At 65.1% G+C, this 16,622-nt stretch carries 16 protein-coding genes; 11 read left to right on the top strand and 5 right to left on the bottom strand.

The features are described 5' to 3' along the window. Nucleotides 1–71: 71 nt before the first annotated feature. A complete protein-coding gene (locus G471_RS0105125; RefSeq protein WP_028994387.1) occupies nt 72–1,121 on the bottom strand; it encodes a 2Fe-2S iron-sulfur cluster-binding protein in 1,050 nt (349 codons plus the stop codon). A 99-nt stretch (nt 1,122–1,220) separates the two neighbouring features. Further along, the gene (locus G471_RS0105120) at nt 1,221–2,249 is read right to left on the bottom strand and encodes a hypothetical protein (RefSeq protein WP_028994386.1); all 1,029 of its coding nucleotides are present in this window, start codon (nt 2,247–2,249) and stop codon (nt 1,221–1,223) included. Nucleotides 2,250–2,603: 354 nt separating this feature from the next. Here G471_RS0105120 and paaN point away from each other — a divergent pair, with 354 nt between their 5' ends. The 9 genes from paaN to G471_RS0105075 all read left to right on the top strand — a co-directional run bounded on the left by paaN (nt 2,604) and on the right by G471_RS0105075 (nt 12,471). Continuing rightward, nucleotides 2,604–4,271 carry a phenylacetic acid degradation protein PaaN gene (gene paaN, locus G471_RS0105115; RefSeq protein ID WP_028994385.1) on the top strand — a complete coding sequence of 556 codons (1,668 nt, stop codon included), beginning with the start codon at nt 2,604–2,606 and terminating at the stop codon, nt 4,269–4,271. 9 nt (nt 4,272–4,280) lie between these two features. After that, the gene (gene paaG / locus G471_RS0105110) at nt 4,281–5,075 is read left to right on the top strand and encodes a 2-(1,2-epoxy-1,2-dihydrophenyl)acetyl-CoA isomerase PaaG (protein WP_028994384.1); all 795 of its coding nucleotides are present in this window, start codon (nt 4,281–4,283) and stop codon (nt 5,073–5,075) included. A 2-nt stretch (nt 5,076–5,077) separates the two neighbouring features. Then, entirely contained in the window at nt 5,078–6,601 is a 1,524-nt protein-coding gene (paaH, locus tag G471_RS0105105) for a 3-hydroxyacyl-CoA dehydrogenase PaaH (protein ID WP_051295295.1), read from the top strand. Next, nucleotides 6,594–7,064, top strand: a complete 471-nt coding sequence (gene paaI / locus G471_RS0105100) for a hydroxyphenylacetyl-CoA thioesterase PaaI (protein WP_028994382.1) — start codon at nt 6,594–6,596, stop codon at nt 7,062–7,064. Before paaH ends, paaI begins: the two co-directional genes overlap by 8 nt. A gap of 26 nt (nt 7,065–7,090) precedes the next feature. Next, entirely contained in the window at nt 7,091–8,416 is a 1,326-nt protein-coding gene (gene paaK, locus G471_RS0105095; RefSeq protein WP_028994381.1) for a phenylacetate--CoA ligase PaaK, read from the top strand. 10 nt (nt 8,417–8,426) lie between these two features. Next, entirely contained in the window at nt 8,427–9,632 is a 1,206-nt protein-coding gene (gene pcaF / locus G471_RS0105090; RefSeq protein WP_028994380.1) for a 3-oxoadipyl-CoA thiolase, read from the top strand. Nucleotides 9,633–9,674: 42 nt separating this feature from the next. Then, nucleotides 9,675–10,820 carry an ABC transporter substrate-binding protein gene (locus G471_RS0105085; RefSeq protein ID WP_028994379.1) on the top strand — a complete coding sequence of 382 codons (1,146 nt, stop codon included), beginning with the start codon at nt 9,675–9,677 and terminating at the stop codon, nt 10,818–10,820. A gap of 82 nt (nt 10,821–10,902) precedes the next feature. Continuing rightward, nucleotides 10,903–11,676, top strand: coding sequence for an enoyl-CoA hydratase (locus G471_RS0105080; RefSeq protein WP_028994378.1), 774 nt, complete (start codon nt 10,903–10,905; stop codon nt 11,674–11,676). A 12-nt stretch (nt 11,677–11,688) separates the two neighbouring features. Then, nucleotides 11,689–12,471: an enoyl-CoA hydratase/isomerase family protein gene (locus G471_RS0105075; RefSeq protein WP_028994377.1), complete on the top strand. Its 783-nt coding sequence runs from the start codon at nt 11,689–11,691 to the stop codon at nt 12,469–12,471. Nucleotides 12,472–12,476: 5 nt separating this feature from the next. On the opposite strand, the gene G471_RS0105070 is transcribed toward G471_RS0105075, so the two are convergent. Further along, the gene (locus tag G471_RS0105070; RefSeq protein WP_028994376.1) at nt 12,477–13,277 is read right to left on the bottom strand and encodes an IclR family transcriptional regulator; all 801 of its coding nucleotides are present in this window, start codon (nt 13,275–13,277) and stop codon (nt 12,477–12,479) included. Between the two features lie 68 nt (nt 13,278–13,345). On the opposite strand from G471_RS0105070, the gene paaY reads away from it, so the two are divergent. Beyond that, a complete protein-coding gene (gene paaY, locus G471_RS0105065; protein ID WP_028994375.1) occupies nt 13,346–13,966 on the top strand; it encodes a phenylacetic acid degradation protein PaaY in 621 nt (206 codons plus the stop codon). On the opposite strand, the gene paaX is transcribed toward paaY, so the two are convergent. Continuing rightward, nucleotides 13,955–14,902, bottom strand: coding sequence for a phenylacetic acid degradation operon negative regulatory protein PaaX (gene paaX, locus G471_RS16760; RefSeq protein ID WP_081700107.1), 948 nt, complete (start codon nt 14,900–14,902; stop codon nt 13,955–13,957). The two genes, paaY and paaX, sit on opposite strands and share 12 nt — an antisense overlap. Nucleotides 14,903–15,116: 214 nt before the next feature. Here paaX and G471_RS0105055 point away from each other — a divergent pair, with 214 nt between their 5' ends. Then, the gene (locus G471_RS0105055) at nt 15,117–15,902 is read left to right on the top strand and encodes a peptidoglycan DD-metalloendopeptidase family protein (protein ID WP_051295337.1); all 786 of its coding nucleotides are present in this window, start codon (nt 15,117–15,119) and stop codon (nt 15,900–15,902) included. A gap of 9 nt (nt 15,903–15,911) precedes the next feature. Here G471_RS0105055 and G471_RS0105050 read toward each other — a convergent pair whose 3' ends face one another. After that, nucleotides 15,912–16,598, bottom strand: a complete 687-nt coding sequence (locus G471_RS0105050) for a DUF3334 family protein (protein ID WP_028994373.1) — start codon at nt 16,596–16,598, stop codon at nt 15,912–15,914. Nucleotides 16,599–16,622: the final 24 nt, after the last annotated feature.

The raw sequence follows: 16,622 nt of genomic DNA, 5'->3' as shown, positions 1-16,622 counted from the left end.
CCTGCCCGTTGACGGGTCGTTGTCATATTGTCTCCTCCGTGTGTTTATCGCGCATTGTCCCGTTCGGGCGACTAGCTTGGCAACAGGTGATCGCTGTCGGGAACCTCGGGCTGTTGCTGCGAGAAGAAGCCTTCGGTGTGGATCAGCTCGGGTTTGGCGCCCAATTGCTTGACGACCTGAACACAGGCGTCGACGAACTCCGGACTGCCGGCGGCGAAAATGGTGTGCCTGGACAGATCGGTAAACATCTTCGGCAGGACCGCGTCTACCCGCCCGTTCAGATAGCCCTCGCGCTGCTCGCGGGTGAGCGTGACCTTGTAATCGAAATTGCGGTGCTTGGTCCGCCACCAGGCCATCAGGCCCTCGGCATAGACGTCTTCGCGGCTGCGCGCCGAAAACAGCATCGTCACCGGTCGCCGGAAACCGCGGCGCAGGGCGGCCTCGGCCAGTGCCAGCACGGGTGCCAGACCGGTGCCGGCAGCCAGGCAGAGAACCGGCGTATCGACTGAAGGATCGCCGATGAAGGTGCCGTAGGCGCCGGAAACCTTGACGCTCTCGCCGATACCCAGTTGCTCATGCACCCAGTTGCTGGTGACGCCGCCTTCCTGGCGGGCAATCTGCAGCACCAATTCGCCATCCGGGCGCGGCGCGTTGGAAATCGAATAGGCCCGCGCCGGCACATCGGCCCGCGGATTGCCCAGGGTGACGTACTGGCCGGGCCAGTAACGGATCGGCTGGCCGACCGGGCGCAGCCTCAGTTCAACCACACGGGCAGCAATCGAGCGCTTGTCGACGACGACGAAGAGCGCATCCTCACGCGGCGGGAAAAGTTTCGGTTTGGCATCCTCGGTGCCCCACTCGATGGTGATTTCCTCGGAAATCGGCTTGGCCATGCACATCAGGCCGTAGCCCTGTTTGCGCTCGTCCTGGGAGAGCGCCATGTCGAGGACCATGCCCTGGTCGAACTGACCCTGCGTGACCTTGACCTTGCATTCGCCGCAGGCACCGGCGCGGCAGTTGTTGGGCAGCGCGTAGCCGGCCTTCTCCAGCGCCATCAGAACGGTATCGCCATAATTGCATTCGACCGATTTACCGGACGGCTGCATGATGATACGAGCCATTTGTCTTCCCCTTGTTATCCTGTGTTCTCTGTTGTGGCAAAGCCGGCGCCCCGTCAGGGGCACCGGCTGTCGATCAGACTGACGGGCGGATGAGGCGCATCAGAAGACCGGGATGATGTCGTCCAGGTCGACGTCGCTGACTTCCTGGCCGGTGATGCCGACTTCCGGGATCGCCGGGAACGGGATGTTGTAACGGTCAAGAACGCCCTTGAGGTTGATCATCGCGTTGCGCCAGTTTTCCTTCTTCGCCTCGTAGCTGGGGATGCCGAAGCCGGCACCGCGGGCCACTTCCTCGGCCTCGCGCTGGTTGTCGATGAAGTCGGCCGGCAGGTCCCAGAACTCCATCGGCGGCTCGAACAGCACGGCCGACAGGAACAGGTAACCGGCGCGGATCTGCTTGGTGACGACGGCCTTGGTTTCTTCCTTGAGGCCCGGGTAATCGCGCTCCATGACCGCCATGCAGATGGCCATGTGACGACCTTCGTCGCGGCCAATGTTCTTGAAGCCTTCCTTGAAGACGGCCTCGCGGGAGTTGTCGTACATCTGCTTGAAGATGGTGGCGGCAGCGATCTCGCCCATCAGGAAGGACGAGAACAGCACGGCCAGGTCGTACTTGGGCACCGCCTGCTTGTAGCCGTTCCAGTAGCGGGCACCGTTGAAGTACAGCCACTGCACGTTCTTCTGCAGACGCTTGCCGAGTTCGGTCTTCGGCTGGTAAGTGATCGGATCGGGATGACCGAGCAGCTTGGTGATGGCCAGGCCGCACATGATCTCGTGGTTCTGCTCGTCGCGGGTAACCGAGAAGAAGCACTTGCGCACCGGATCTTCCTCATGCACTTCATAGGTCTTGATCAGCGCTTCGGCGAAGACCGGCGGGGCGGAGGCGTCGAACACCGACAACAGGCTCCACCAGTAAGCGATCGATTCACGCTCTTCCCAGGTATAGCTTTCCAGGTCCAGCGTGTCCCACGGCAACTTCTCGGGATCCCAGTCCTCGCGCCGCGCCGCTTCCCACACTTCCTGCAACTTCTTGGTCTTGCTGTTCCAGGACAGCGGATAGACGTTGGGTTGCTGGATTTCCGGCGGGAATTCCATCTTGTCCGAAAAACGCTCCTTGTTGGCAGCCATAGCTCCTCCTTCAATCGAAATATCGTGGTCGTTTTGGGCACCGCACCGGTTTGGCGAGGCGACGGAGAAATAATGATACACACTGACAAGCCATGTCAACGATTTTTGTATCGAAATATGAAAAATTACACACGAAACAACTTACGCAATCCAGAACACGAAGAAACAACAATCGCAATTTTAATCACAACATGTTGTTTTTTATTGATTAACCATATCACAAGTAATCGATTTTGCTAAACATAACCAAAAAATCATCGCAAAAAAACGATACCTTTATTTGACTTTATTAAAACAACTTCGTATCGTTGCAACAAAGAAGCACGACAGAAACCGTCACCCAGGAGACACCCCATGCCCCAGCAACTATTGAACAAGCACCGCGCCACGCTCGACGGCGCCCTGGAAGCCATCCGCACCCGCGGCTACTGGTCCGCCTATAACGAAATGCCAAGCCCCAAGACGTATGGTGAAACCGCCGCCGACGATGGCAAGGCGGCGTTTGCCGCCCACCTCGGCCAGGCCTTCGAGCTCGACCAGCCGGGCAGCACGGGCTGGCATGGCGGCGAACGCTCGCCTTACGGCATAGCACTGAACGTCAGCTACCCGGTGTGCGATCCGGAAGTGCTGATCGCCGCCGGCCGGAAGGCCATGGACGGCTGGCAGAAGGCCGGCGTGGACGGGCGCACCGGCGTCTGCCTGGAAATCCTCGATCGCCTGAACAAGCAGAGCTTCGAAATTGCCCACGCGGTGATGATGACCACCGGCCAGGGCTGGATGATGGCCTTCCAGGCCGGCGCCCCGCACGCCCAGGACCGCGGCCTGGAAGCCGTCGCCTATGCCTGGCGCGAACAGAGCTTCGTGCCGACCGAAACGGTCTGGGACAAGCCGCAGGGCAAAAACCCGCCGCTGGTCATGAAGAAACACTTCGAGATCGTCGGCCAGGGCGTCGGCGTCGTCGTCGGCTGCGGCACATTCCCCACCTGGAATACCTATCCTGGCCTGTTCGCGGCGCTTGCCACCGGCAACGCGATGATCGTCAAGCCGCACAGCAACGCCATCCTGCCGGCGGCAATCACCGTGCGCACGATCCGCGCCGTGCTCGCCGAAAACGGCATCGATCCCAACTTGGTCACCCTGTGCGTCGCCAACGAACGCAGCGCGACGCAGAAGCTGGTCACGCATCCGGCCGTGAAATCGGTCGACTTCACCGGCGGCAACGCCTTCGGCCAGTGGCTGGTCGACAACGCCCGCCAGGCCCGCGTCTATGCCGAACTGGCCGGCGTCAACAACATCGTCATCGACTCCACCAACGCCTACAAGGCGATGCTGCGCAACCTCGCGTTCACGCTCTCGCTCTATTCCGGCCAGATGTGCACCACCTCGCAGGCGATCTTCGTCCCGGCCGCCGGCATCGATACCGAAGACGGCCACAAGTCCTACGACGAAGTGTGCGCCGACCTGGCCAAGGCCGTCTCCGGTTTCCTGAGCAAACCGGAAGTCGCCCTCGCCGTGCTCGGCGCCGTGCAGTCGGCCGACACCTTGCAGCGCATCAAGGACGCCGACAGCGGCGCCCTCGGCCGCGTCGTGCTCGCCTCCAGCAAGCTGGACAACCCGGAATTCCCGGCCGCCGAAGTGCGCACCCCGGTCCTGCTCGCCTGCGACGCCGCCGACGAAGCCGCCTACATGGAAGAACGCTTCGGGCCGATCAGCTTCATCGTCAAGGTCGCCGACACGCCGGCCGCCATCGCCCTGTCCGAACGCATCGTGTCGACGCATGGCGCGCTGACCGCCGGCATCTACTCGACCCGCCCGGAAATCATCGACGCGATGACCGCCGCCACGATGCGCGCCAAGGTCGCCCTGTCGATCAACCTGACCGGCGGCGTCTTCGTGAACCAGTCGGCAGCCTATTCCGACTACCACGGCACCGGCGGCAACCCGGCAGCGAACGCGTCCTACGCCGACGCCGCCTTCGTCGCCAACCGGTTTGTCGTCGTCCAGCGTCGTTACCATATCTGAGGGGGCCGCATGGAATTCGCCACCATCCGTTTTGAAGTCAGCAACGGCATCGCCCGCCTGACCCTGAACCGCCCCGACAAGCTGAACAGCTTCACCGGCGAGATGCACGCCGAACTGCGCGTCGCCCTCGACCGCGTCCAGGCCGACCGCAGCATCCGCGTGCTGGTGCTCAGCGGCGCCGGCCGCGCCTTCAGCGCCGGCCAGGACCTGGCCGACCCCGACATGCAGGCCATAGCCGGCCACCAGCCGGACATCGGCAACATCGTCGAGAAGAACTACAAGCCGCTGGTGCTGCGCCTGCAGAACCTGCGCGTGCCGACCCTGGCCGCGGTCAACGGTATCGCCGCCGGCGCCGGCGCCTCGGTGGCGCTGGCCTGCGATCTGGTCGTCGCCACACAGTCGGCCTCCTTCCTGCAGGCCTTCTCGAAGATCGGCCTGATTCCCGACACCGGCGGCACCTGGTTCCTGCCGCAACGCGTCGGCATGGCGCGCGCCATGGGCCTGGCCCTGCTCGCCGACAAGCTGCCGGCAGCGAAGGCTGCCGAATGGGGGCTGATCTGGGAATGCGTCGCCGACGACGCCTTCGCCGCCCGCATCGACGCGCTCGCCGCCCAGCTCGCCAGCCTGCCGACCAAGGCGCTGGTGCGCACCCGCCAGGCGATGCACGCCGCCCCCGGCCACACGCTGGAGCAGCAGCTCTCCTATGAGGGCGGCTTCATGCGCGAACTCGGCTGGAGCGCCGACTACGCTGAAGGCGTCGCTGCCTTCATGGAAAAACGCGCACCGAAGTTCACCGGGGACTGACGATGGCCGCCCTTCATCAAACCGCGGTCGTCGCCGTGGTCGGCGCCGGCGCCATGGGCGCCGGCATCGCCCAGGTCGCGGCGCAAGCCGGCCACCCGGTGCGCCTGCTCGACAACCGGCCGGGCGCCGCAGCCGCCGCCATCGAAAATATCCGCGGCCAGTTCGCCAAGCTGGCCGACAAGGGCAAGCTCAGCGCCGCCGACGCTGCCGCCGCCGGTGCTCGCCTGCAACCAGCAGACAGCCTGGCCGACCTGGCCGGCTGCGCGCTGGTGGTCGAAGCCATTGTCGAGAACCTGGAAGCCAAGCAGAAGCTGTACGCCGACCTCGAAGCCATCGTCGGCGACGACTGCCTGTTCGGCACCAACACCTCGTCGATCTCGGTCACCGCCATCGGCAGCGCGCTCAAGCGCCCGCAGCGGCTGGCCGGGCTGCACTTCTTCAATCCGGCGCCGCTGATGGCGCTTGTCGAGATCGTCTCCGGCCTGGCCACCGACGGCGCCGTCGCCGACACGCTGTACGCCACCGCCGCTGCCTGGGGCAAGACGCCGGTGCATGCCAAATCGACCCCCGGCTTCATCGTCAACCGCGTCGCCCGCCCCTATTACGCCGAGGCGTTGCGCCTGCTGCAGGAAGGCGCCGCCGACCCGGCGACGCTCGACGCCGTGCTGCGCGAAGCCGGCGGTTTCCGCATGGGCCCGTTCGAGTTGATGGACCTGATCGGCCACGACGTCAATTTCGCCGTCACCAACTCGGTCTGGCGCGCCTTCTACCACGACCCGCGCTTCCTGCCCTCGCTGATCCAGCAGGAACTGGTCGACGCCGGCTTCTACGGCCGCAAGAGCGGGCGCGGTTTCTTCGATTATTCCGCCGACGCCACCCGCCCGGCGCCACAGACCGAAGCGCCGCGCACGCCGGCCGGCAAGATCGTCGTCTGCGGTGAATCGCCGCTCGCCGAAGCCCTCGTCGAGCGCCTGCAACACGGCAAGCTGTCGTTCAGCCGGGCACCGTCCAGCGACGGTCGCGTCGCCGAAATCGGCCGCGCCGCGCTTTTCCAGACCGACGGCCGCTCGGCCACCGAGCGTGCCGCCAGCGACGGCGTCGCCAACTGCGTGCTGGTCGACCTGGCGCTCGATTACGAAACCGCCGGCCGCCTCGCCGTCGCCGTCGCCGCGCAGTGCGAACCGGCCGCCGCCGAAGCCGCCGTCGGTCTGCTGCAGGCCGCCGGCTACGCCGTCTCGCGGCTGGCCGACGTGCCCGGCCTGGCGGTCATGCGCACTGTCGCCATGCTCGCCAACGAGGCCGCCGACGCGGTCAACCAGGGTGTCTGCGCCGCCACCGCCGCCGACGCGGCGATGCGCCTGGGCGTCAATTACCCGCGCGGCCCGCTGGCCTGGGCCGACCAGGTCGGCGTCGCCACCATCCGCAACGTACTCGCCAACCTTGGCGCCAGCTACGGCGAAGACCGCTACCGCGTCTCGCCGCTGATCCGTCGCGCCGTCTTTGCCGGAAAGAATCTCCATGACTGAACCCCAACTCGGCGCCAGCGAAGCGCAAGCACTCGCCGAAGCCACCGCCCAGGCCATGTACGCCCGCGACCGGGCGGCGCAGGCCTTCGGCATCAAGATCCTCAGCGTCGCCCCCGGCCAGTCCCTGCTCACCATGCGCGTGCGCTCGGACATGGTCAACGGCCACCACATCTGCCACGGCGGCATGATCTTCACGCTGGCCGACACCGCCTTCGCCTACGCCTGCAACAGCTACAACCGCAATACCGTGGCCTCGGCCTGCCACATCGATTTTCTCGCCCCCGCCCGCGAGGACGAGATTCTCCAGGCCGAGGCGACGGAACGCTCGGCAGCCGGCCGCACCGGCGTCTACGACATCACCGTGCGCAACCAGCACGGCACCACCATCGCCCTGTTCCGGGGCAAGAGTTACCGCATTGCCGGCGAAGTCATCGCCGGGCTGCAACAGGCCGACCGAGCCTGACGCCAATCAACACGGAGGAGACAAACATGACTGCCAGAAAACCCCAACCGGGCGAACTCGAAGCCATCGAAACGGCCAGCCGCGACGAAATTTCGGCGCTCCAGCTTGAACGCCTGAAGTGGTCGGTGCGCCACACCTACGACAACGTCGCCCCGTACCGCGCCAAGTGCGAGGCCAAGGGCGTCCATCCGGACGACCTGAAGTGCCTGGCCGACCTGGCCAAGTTCCCGTTCATGACCAAGCTCGACCTGCGCGACAACTATCCCTTCGGCCTGTTCGCCGTGCCGCGCGACAAGGTCGCCCGCCTGCACGCCTCGTCGGGCACGACCGGCAAGCCCATCGTCGTCGGCTACACCCAGCAGGACATCGACAACTGGGCCAACCTGGTCGCCCGTTCGATCCGCGCCGCCGGCGGCCGCGCCGGCGACATGGTCCATGTCGCCTACGGCTACGGGATGTTCACCGGCGGCCTCGGCGCTCACTACGGCGCCGAGCGCCTCGGCTGCACTGCCGTGCCGATGTCCGGCGGGCAGACCGAGAAGCAGGTCCAGCAGATCATGGATTTCAGGCCGGACATCATCATGGTCACGCCCTCCTACTCGCTGGTCATCGCCGAGGAATTCGAGCGCCTGGGCATCAAGCCGGATGAGATTTCGCTCAAGGTCGGCATCTTTGGCGCCGAGCCCTGGGGCGAAGGCATGCGTGCCGAAATCGAGAAGAAGCTCGGCCTTGACGCCATCGACATCTACGGCCTGACCGAAGTCATGGGCCCGGGCGTCGCCTGCGAATGCATCGAGACCAAGGACGGTCCGGTAATCTGGGAAGACCACTTCTACCCCGAGATCATCGACCCGGAAACCGGCGAAGTCCTGCCCGACGGTTCGGAAGGCGAACTGGTGTTCACCTCGCTGACCAAACAGGCCTTCCCGGTCATCCGCTACCGCACCCGCGACCTGACCCGCCTGCTGCCGCCGACCGCCCGCTCCTTCCGCCGCATCGGCAAGATCACCGGCCGTTCCGACGACATGCTGATCATCCGTGGCGTCAACGTCTTCCCCACCCAGATCGAGGAACAGATCCTGCGCGATGCCCGCCTAGCCGGCAATTACCAGGTCGTGGTCACCCGCGACGGCCACATGGACAACCTCGAAGTGCGTTGCGAAGTCCAGCGCGAGCTGTCCGGAAAACTCGGCCCGGCCGACATCCAGCAGATCGGCAAGGAACTGCAGCACCGCATCAAGACCAACATCGGCGTATCGACCAAGATCACCGTCATGGAATTCGACGCCATCCCGCGCACCCAGGTCGGCAAGGCCAAGCGCGTGCTCGACGAACGCCCGAAGCAGAACTGAGGAAAGCACCATGACCCAAGCCTTCATCTGCGACGCCATCCGCACTCCCATCGGCCGCTACGGCGGCGCCCTCAGCAGCGTGCGCGCCGACGACCTCGGCGCCATCCCGCTCAAGGCGCTGATGGAACGCAACCCACAGGTCGACTGGCGCACGGTCGACGACATCATCTACGGCTGCGCCAACCAGGCCGGCGAAGACAATCGCAACGTCGCGCGCATGTCCGGCCTGTTGGCCGGTCTGCCGGTCGAAGTGCCGGGGACCACGGTCAACCGCCTGTGCGGTTCCGGCATGGACGCGGTCGGCCTCGCCGCGCGCTCGATCAAGGCCGGCGAAGCCGCCCTGATGATCGCCGGCGGCGTCGAGAGCATGTCGCGCGCGCCCTTCGTCATGGGCAAGGCGGAATCGGCCTTCTCGCGCAACGCGGCGATCTTCGACACGACCATCGGCTGGCGCTTCGTCAATCCGGCAATGAAGAAGCTGTACGAGACGCACTCGATGCCGCAGACCGCCGACAACGTGGCGGAAGACTTCAAGATCAGCCGCGCCGACCAGGACGCCTTCGCCATCCGCTCGCAGCAGCGCTGGGGCGCCGCCCACGCCGCCGGCCGTTTTGCCGACGAGCTGGTGCCGGTGGTGATCCCGCAGAAGAAGGGCGACGCCAAAGTGGTCGATACCGACGAGCACCCGCGCCCCGAAACCACGCTCGAACAACTGGCCAAACTGAAGGGCGTAAACGGCCCCGACCTGACCGTCACCGCCGGCAATGCCTCCGGCGTCAATGACGGTGCCTGCGCGCTGCTGCTTGCTTCCGAAGCCACCGCCGGCCGTTACGGCCTGACGCCGCTGGCCCGCGTCGTCGGCATGGCGACCGCCGGCCTGGCGCCGCGGATCATGGGTTTCGGCCCGGCCCCGGCGGTGCGCAAGGTGCTCGCGCAAACCGGGCTGAGCCTGGCGCAAATGGATGTGATCGAACTCAACGAAGCCTTCGCCGCCCAGGCGCTGGCCGTGCTGCGCGACCTCGGCCTGGCCGACGACGCGGCACACGTTAACCCCAATGGCGGCGCGATCGCGCTCGGCCATCCGCTCGGCATGAGCGGTGCCAGACTGGTGACGACAGCGGCCTACGAGCTGAAAAGGCGCAAGGGCCGCTTCGCACTGTGTACCATGTGCATCGGAGTCGGACAGGGCATTGCCCTGATCATCGAACGTGTCTGATTCTGCTGTACTCGACAACAACCTCAAGGAGGAGACAAATCCATGAATGCAAGCTTGAAGAAAATCGTCGCCGGCGCCGCCCTGGCCTTCGGTGCCCTCGGTGCCTTCGCCGCTGAACCGATCAAGATCGGTTCGGTGCTGTCGGTCACCGGCCCGGCCGCCTTTCTCGGCGATCCGGAACTGAAGACGCTGCAACTCTACGTCGCCGACATCAACAAGAAGGGCGGCGTCCTCGGTCGCCAGCTGCAACTCGTGCATTACGACGACGGTAGCGACGCCGGCAAGGCCAACGGCTTCACCAAGCGCCTGATCGACGACGACAAGGTCGACATCCTGGTCGGCGGCACCACCACCGGCGCCACCATGTCGGCCGTCCCGCTGGTCGAACGTGCCGGCATCCCCTTCATCTCGCTGGCCGGTGCCGTGGTCATCATCGAGCCGGTCAAGAAGTGGGTGTTCAAGACGCCGCATACCGACCGCATGGCCGCCGAAAAGGTTTTCGAGGACATGAAGAAGCGCGGCATCAGCAAGGTTGCCCTGTTCTCCGAAACCTCCGGCTTCGGCGCTTCCGGCAAGAAGGAAACGGAAGCCGTCGCCGCCAAGTACGGGATCACCCTGGTCGCCAATGAAACCTACGGCCCCAAGGATACCGACATGAGCCCGCAGCTGACCAAGATCCGCAACACCGCCGGCGTCCAGGCCGTGTTCGTGTTCGGTCTCGGCCAGGGCCCGGCCATCGTCACCAAGAACTACAAGCAACTGGGCATCAACCTGCCGCTTTACCAGTCGCACGGCGTCGCATCCGACGAGTTCCTGACGCTGGCCGGACCGGCTGCCGAAGGCGTCCGCCTGCCGTCGCCGGCGCAGTTGATCCCGGAACAGCTGCCGGCCAACGATCCGCAGAAGGCTGTGGTCACGGCTTATGCTGAAGCCTACAAAGCGGCCTACAAGACCGACGTGTCGACCTTCGGTGGCTATGCCTACGACGGCCTGATGCTGGCGGTCGACGCGATCAAGCGCGCTGGCGGCACCGACAAGGCCAAGGTCCGCGACGCCCTCGAAGCGACCAAGGGCTTCGTCGGCACCAGCGGCACCTTCAACATGTCGCCGACCGACCACATGGGCCTCGACCTGTCGGCCTTCCGCATGCTTGAAGTCAAGAACGGCAACTGGACCATCGTCCAGTAAGCCGGAACCGACGCACGCTTAAAAGACAACTGCACTTCGGGCCGCCCGGGGTAGGGCGGCCTTTTTTTTGGAGATTTTTGCCATGAGCACCACGGTTCTCAGTGAAATCCACGGCAAGGTGGGCCTGATCCGCATCAACCGGCCGGAGGCGATGAACGCGCTGAACAACGAGGTGGTCGACGGCATCGCCGCCGCCATCGACGCCTTCGAAGCCGACGAGAACATCGGCTGCATCATCCTCACCGGCAACGAGAAGGCCTTCGCCGCCGGCGCCGACATCGGCTTCATGAAGGACTTCGACTACATGCACGCCTATAAAACGGACTTCATCACCCGCAACTGGGAGCGCATCAAGACGACCCGGAAACCGGTGATCGCCGCCGTTTCGGGCTTTGCCCTCGGCGGCGGCTGCGAGATGGCGATGATGTGCGACATGATCTTCGCCGCCGATACGGCCAAGTTTGGCCAGCCGGAAATCCGCCTCGGCACCATGCCCGGCGCCGGCGGCACCCAGCGCCTGCCGCGCGCCGTCGGCAAGGCCAAGGCGATGGACCTGTGCCTGACCGCGCGCATGATGGACGCCGCCGAAGCCGAGAAAGCCGGCCTGGTCGCCCGGGTGATTCCCGCCGATCAGTTGCTCGACGAGACGCTGAAGGCCGCCACGACCATCGCCGGCTATTCGCTGCCGGTGATCATGATGATCAAGGAGTCGGTCAACCGCGCTTTCGAGTCCTCGCTCAACGAGGGCCTCTTGTTCGAGCGCCGCGTCTTCCACTCGGCCTTCGCGCTCGAAGACCAGAAGGAAGGCATGGCCGCCTTCGTCGACAAACGCAAGCCGGCGTTCAAGAACCGCTGACGGAGAACGAGCATGTACGACACCCTGGAAATCGAACGCAAAGGGCCGGTGGCGACGATCTGGATGAACCGTCCGGCCGTCTTCAACGCCTTCGACGAAACGCTGATCGGCGAACTGGCCGCCGCCTGCCGCGAGCTGGAGGCCGATGCTGGCGTGCGCATCGTCGTCCTCGGCGGGCGCGGCCGGCATTTCTCGGCCGGCGCCGACCTCAACTGGATGAAACGGGCGGCGCAATTCGGCGCCGAGCAGAACCTCGCCGATGCCCGCAATTTCGCCGCCATGCTGCATACCCTGGCCAGCCTGCGCAAGCCGACCGTCGCCCGCGTCCAGGGCGCCGCGCTGGGCGGCGGCACCGGCCTGACCGCCGCCTGCGACATGGCGATTGCCGCCAGCGACGCCAGTTTCTCGACCTCGGAAGTGAAGTTCGGGATCATCCCGGCAGTGATCAGCCCCTACGTGCTGCGCGCCATCGGCCCGCGCCACGCGCTGCGCTATTTCCAGAGCGGCGAAAAGATCGGCGCCGAACGCGCACTGGCGATTGGTCTGGTCGGCGAGGTGGTCGCCCCCGAGGCGCTCGACGCCGCCATCGACCAACTGACTTCCGCACTGCTGCAGGGCGGGCCATTGGCCCAGAACGCCGCCAAGGACCTGATCGCTGCCGTTGCCGGGCGCCCCATCGACGCCGCCCTGGGCGAGGAAACGGCGGGCCGCATCGCCCGCCAGCGAGCGACCGACGAGGCCCGCGACGGCATCGCCGCCTTCCTCGACAAGCGGCCGCCGGCCTGGCTCGCCTGAGCCCGCTATTGCGGCGGCTTTGGCTCGCCGGTGGCGCCCAGGCGCAGCGACAGGGCCTCGGCGTGCCGGCGCAGATGGCTGACTTCGAGACCGTCGGCGCTGGTGTCGAGCATGCCCTGAACGCCGACGGCGAGCAGGGCCATGGTGATTTCGTTGCGGAAGTTGAACACCGGCACCGCCGCTGCCGTCACCCCCGGCACCTTGTGGAAGCCGTCGGTGGTGGCAAAGCCCCTGGCCCTGACGTCGGCCAGCAGGGCTTCAACACCGGCCTTGCTCTTCAGTTCCGGCGGCAGGTCCGGCGCCTTCATCTCGGCAGCGAGCAACGGCGCGACGACCTTGCGCGGCATCCACGCGGCGAACACCCGGCCGGTGGCCGACGACAGCAGTTCGAGCACGGTGCCGGTGATGACATTGACCGTGATCGGCCGGCGCGGCCTTTCCCAGCGCACCACCACCGGACCGCGGTCGCCCCAGACGGCGAGTGCGGTGGTCTGGTTGATCTCGTCGCGCAGTTCGGCGATGGCATTGAGCCCGAGGCGTACGCGGTCGAGGCGGTCGAGGGCGACCAGGCCGACGTTGAGCGCAAACGGCCCGAGGTCGTAACGCGAACTCATCGGGTCCTGTTCGACCAGGCCGGCACGGATCAGGCTGACCAGGTAGCGGTGCGCTTTCGACGCCGGCATCCCGGCCGCCGCCGCAATGTCCTTGAGCATCATCGAGCGCTGCCCGTCGACCATGGCCCGCAGGATGCTCATGCCGACCTCCATCGACTGCACGCCGTGCTTGCCGTCAGTATCCTCGCTCATCGCCAAAAATTCCTCATTACAAAACAGGTTCTATAATAATGCACTTCGACAGCCAAGCGACAAGCCCCATGAACTCCCTGCGCGTCTATGCCATCGACGGCATCACCCCGGTGGTTGACCCGACCGCCTACGTCCATCCCAGCGCCGTCCTGATCGGCGACGTGATCGTCGGCCCGGGCTGTTACGTCGGCCCCTGCGCCAGCCTGCGCGGCGATTTCGGCCGGCTGATCCTGGAGCGCGGCGCCAACCTGCAGGACACCTGCGTCATGCACGGCTTCCCCGGCACCGATACCGTGGTCGAGGAAGACGGGCACATCGGCCACGGCGCCGTGCTGCACGGTTGCCGCATCGGGCGCAACGCGCTGGTCGGCATGAACGCGGTGATCATGGACAACGCCGTGATCGGCGCCAACAGCATCGTCGCCGCCTCCAGCTTCATCAAGGCCGGCCAGGAAATTCCCGACGGCGTGCTGGTCGCCGGCCTGCCCGGCCGCGTCGTCCGCCCGCTGAGCGACGAGGAAATCGCCTGGAAGGGCGAAGGCACGAAAACCTATCAGGAGTTGACCCGGCGTTGCCTGGCCACGATGGTCGAAACGGCACCGCTGACGGAAGTCGAAGCCGACCGTCGGCGTATCGAGATCGCCGGCGTGATCCCGCTGGTCGACCTGAAGAAGGAATCAGCGGCTTAAGGGATCGTCCTGGCTGAAGCGGTTGGCCAGGGTCGCGTCCTCGACCGGTGTGCTGCCGTCGGCCACGCACAGCATGGTGTCGAGATGGCGCGACGAGGCCGTCTCCAGCCGCCGGTAAATCTCCTTGCACAGCAGGCGCGCCTGCTGGCCGGGCCACTGCGCGGGCAACAGGACTTCGGGCAGTTCCGGGTCGCGCAGCAGCATGCGCCGGTAATCGTGGATCAGCAGGATGCGCAGCAGGAAGGCATCCTGATCGCTCAGGGCTAGGCGCTGATCGCGCTGCAGTTCGTCGAGCACCGGCTGGTAGCGGCTGACGAAATGCCCGTAGGCTTCGGCCAGCGCCGGCAGGTTCCAGGCGCGGCTGACCAGGTCGGCGTCACTGGCCGACATGGCCGAACGCGAATCGGCGGCAAAAAGCGGCAGCAGGGCAGACAAGGCCGAAGACAGGCCTTCGGCAACCAGGGCATCGAGCACCACCGACAGGTCGGCGCCCGGGTGCACGAAGCATTCGCCGCCGAGCATGCCGAACCCCTGCCAGGCGAGCGCGCTGCGCACCTGCTCGCGGGTCTTCTGGGGCAGTTCGCCAACCAGGAGGATCAGGCGCCAGCGATGGTCCCACAAGGGCGCCCGCGACGCGTAAATGTGCCGGGCGGCTTCTTCGAAACGTCGCCGACCGGCAGCGGTCAGGGCATAATCGGCGCGACGGCCGATGGTTTCGGTACACAGCCATTCTTCCTTGACCAGGCGGAAGACCGAGGTCCGGATCAGGCGCTCGTTGAGGTCCAGCGGTTCCAGCAGGCGGATCAGGCTGCCCAGCCAGATCTTGCCGCCACGGGGCAGAATGGCGTCGCCAAAGACGGTAATGATCAGCGAACCGGCCTGTACCCGGCGTTTCTGCCGAAATGCGCTGAGACGCTGCTGTATTTCACTATTCACGGAATCACGACCCCGGACACTTACCGATCAGGAAAAATCGAATTAAATCATTTACCAGCATAATTTAAAAGACTTTTTCATGAAAACCGCAGAAACAACCCAAAGCAACGCGACACAGATTTCAAATGTTTTTATTTTTATATGTAACATTTTCAGAAATCCAGCAAACCCCAGCTCGCGCGCCCGCCTGATCGCCGCCTTGCTGCTCGGCGGCATGCTGTCGTTCGCCCCCGCCTACGCTGCACTGCCACGGCATCTGGCGGTTCCGGGCGGTGTTGCCGTGATCGATCTGGGGCCCGACAGCCGCCCCCGCCCGCAGGCCTTCCACGACACCAGCCCGCTCGCCGTTGTCGCTCACGCCGGACGCTGGCACGCCCTGCTTGGCATTCCCCTCGATGCCCTGCCGGTACCGCTGGAAGTCACTGTCGCCGAAGCAGCGTCGTCGAGGACGATCAGCGTTCCGGTCGGCACGAAGAACTATCCGGAACAGCGCCTGACCATCAAGGAAACACGCAAGGTCGAACCTTCGCCGGAAGACCTCGCACGCATCGAACGCGAGCAGGCGCACACCGCCGAACTGAAACGCCGCTTCAGCGCCGGCAACCCCGACACCGGTTTCTCACGACCCGCCGACGGCCGCCTGTCGTCGCGTTTCGGCCTGCGCCGCTTTTTCAACGGCCTGCCGCGCAACCCGCACAACGGGCTCGATTTCGCCGCCCCCAGCGGCGCGCAGGTCAGCGCCCCGGCTGCCGGCACGGTGATCGACACTGGCGATTATTTCTTCAACGGTAACAGCGTCTTCCTTGATCACGGCCAGGGCCTGATCAGCATCTACATGCACCTGTCGCGCATCGATGTGCAGGTGGGTCAACGCCTTGCCCGCGGCGAACGCCTGGGGGCCGTCGGCGCCACCGGCCGCTCGACCGGCCCGCACCTGCACTGGACGGTCATCCTCAACGATACGCCGGTCGATCCGGAACTGTTTCTTGCCCGCCCCTGAGGGGCGCACTTACATGCCGAGGGAGTTGAGCAGATCGTCGTGGTCGTTGGCCGGCGCCTGCACGGGGGCCGGTTTGGCCTTGGCGGAAGCCGCCTGGGCGATCAGTTCGTCGGGGTCGGCGACTTCCTGGGCATCGAAGTCGAACAGCTTGATGAACTCGGTGCGGTCGATCGCCAGTTCGAGATAGAAGATGTTGTTGCGGCTGGTATAGAAGGTGACCCGACGCGCTTCCGGCTTGTCCAGGTTGGTATCGACGCTGAGCATGACCTGCTTGTTGAGCACCAGCATCTTCGGCTGATTCTGGGTGATGTGCGTCTGCAATTCACGCCCGACCTTGCCGGTGAAATTGCCGACAATCTGGTTCATCAGTTCGCCCATCACGTTGCTGACTTCATCGGCGGTGTGCGAACTGGCCAGCTCCTCCTTCGCCATGCCCATGCTCAGCAAATAGGTCTCGTACAACTCCATCGCTGCCGAGGCGGAAAAATTGATCACGACCAGACCGGAAAAACCGCCGTCGAACAACACGAAACAACCGATATCCGGTTTCAGGCAGGTCTTGGTGATGCGCTGGACCATGCCGGAATAACGGATCTGGCTCTGGGTGGCGACATTGAGGACATCGGTCACCGAGTTGCACAGGCTCATCAGGATGTCTTCGGTGCCAAAGACGACAGGTTTGTCTTGTTCGATCATGATTCGGCAAAGTCTCGGTGAATT

It is taken from the genome of Azonexus hydrophilus DSM 23864 (assembly GCF_000429605.1).
Lineage (GTDB): Bacteria > Pseudomonadota > Gammaproteobacteria > Burkholderiales > Rhodocyclaceae > Azonexus > Azonexus hydrophilus.
This window is presented reverse-complemented; position numbering and strand designations above follow the sequence as displayed.

Excerpts from the sequence above, each read along its gene's own strand:
- G471_RS0105125 (WP_028994387.1), bottom strand. The coding sequence starts at position 1,121 with ATGGCTCGTATCATCATGCAGCCGTCCGGTAAATCGGTCGAATGCAAT.
- G471_RS0105120 (WP_028994386.1), bottom strand. The coding sequence starts at position 2,249 with ATGGCTGCCAACAAGGAGCGTTTTTCGGACAAGATGGAATTCCCGCCG.
- paaN (WP_028994385.1), top strand. The coding sequence starts at position 2,604 with ATGCCCCAGCAACTATTGAACAAGCACCGCGCCACGCTCGACGGCGCC.
- paaG (WP_028994384.1), top strand. The coding sequence starts at position 4,281 with ATGGAATTCGCCACCATCCGTTTTGAAGTCAGCAACGGCATCGCCCGC.
- paaH (WP_051295295.1), top strand. The coding sequence starts at position 5,078 with ATGGCCGCCCTTCATCAAACCGCGGTCGTCGCCGTGGTCGGCGCCGGC.
- paaI (WP_028994382.1), top strand. The coding sequence starts at position 6,594 with ATGACTGAACCCCAACTCGGCGCCAGCGAAGCGCAAGCACTCGCCGAA.
- paaK (WP_028994381.1), top strand. The coding sequence starts at position 7,091 with ATGACTGCCAGAAAACCCCAACCGGGCGAACTCGAAGCCATCGAAACG.
- pcaF (WP_028994380.1), top strand. The coding sequence starts at position 8,427 with ATGACCCAAGCCTTCATCTGCGACGCCATCCGCACTCCCATCGGCCGC.
- G471_RS0105085 (WP_028994379.1), top strand. The coding sequence starts at position 9,675 with ATGAATGCAAGCTTGAAGAAAATCGTCGCCGGCGCCGCCCTGGCCTTC.
- G471_RS0105080 (WP_028994378.1), top strand. The coding sequence starts at position 10,903 with ATGAGCACCACGGTTCTCAGTGAAATCCACGGCAAGGTGGGCCTGATC.
- G471_RS0105075 (WP_028994377.1), top strand. The coding sequence starts at position 11,689 with ATGTACGACACCCTGGAAATCGAACGCAAAGGGCCGGTGGCGACGATC.
- G471_RS0105070 (WP_028994376.1), bottom strand. The coding sequence starts at position 13,277 with ATGAGCGAGGATACTGACGGCAAGCACGGCGTGCAGTCGATGGAGGTC.
- paaY (WP_028994375.1), top strand. The coding sequence starts at position 13,346 with ATGAACTCCCTGCGCGTCTATGCCATCGACGGCATCACCCCGGTGGTT.
- G471_RS0105055 (WP_051295337.1), top strand. The coding sequence starts at position 15,117 with ATGCTGTCGTTCGCCCCCGCCTACGCTGCACTGCCACGGCATCTGGCG.
- G471_RS0105050 (WP_028994373.1), bottom strand. The coding sequence starts at position 16,598 with ATGATCGAACAAGACAAACCTGTCGTCTTTGGCACCGAAGACATCCTG.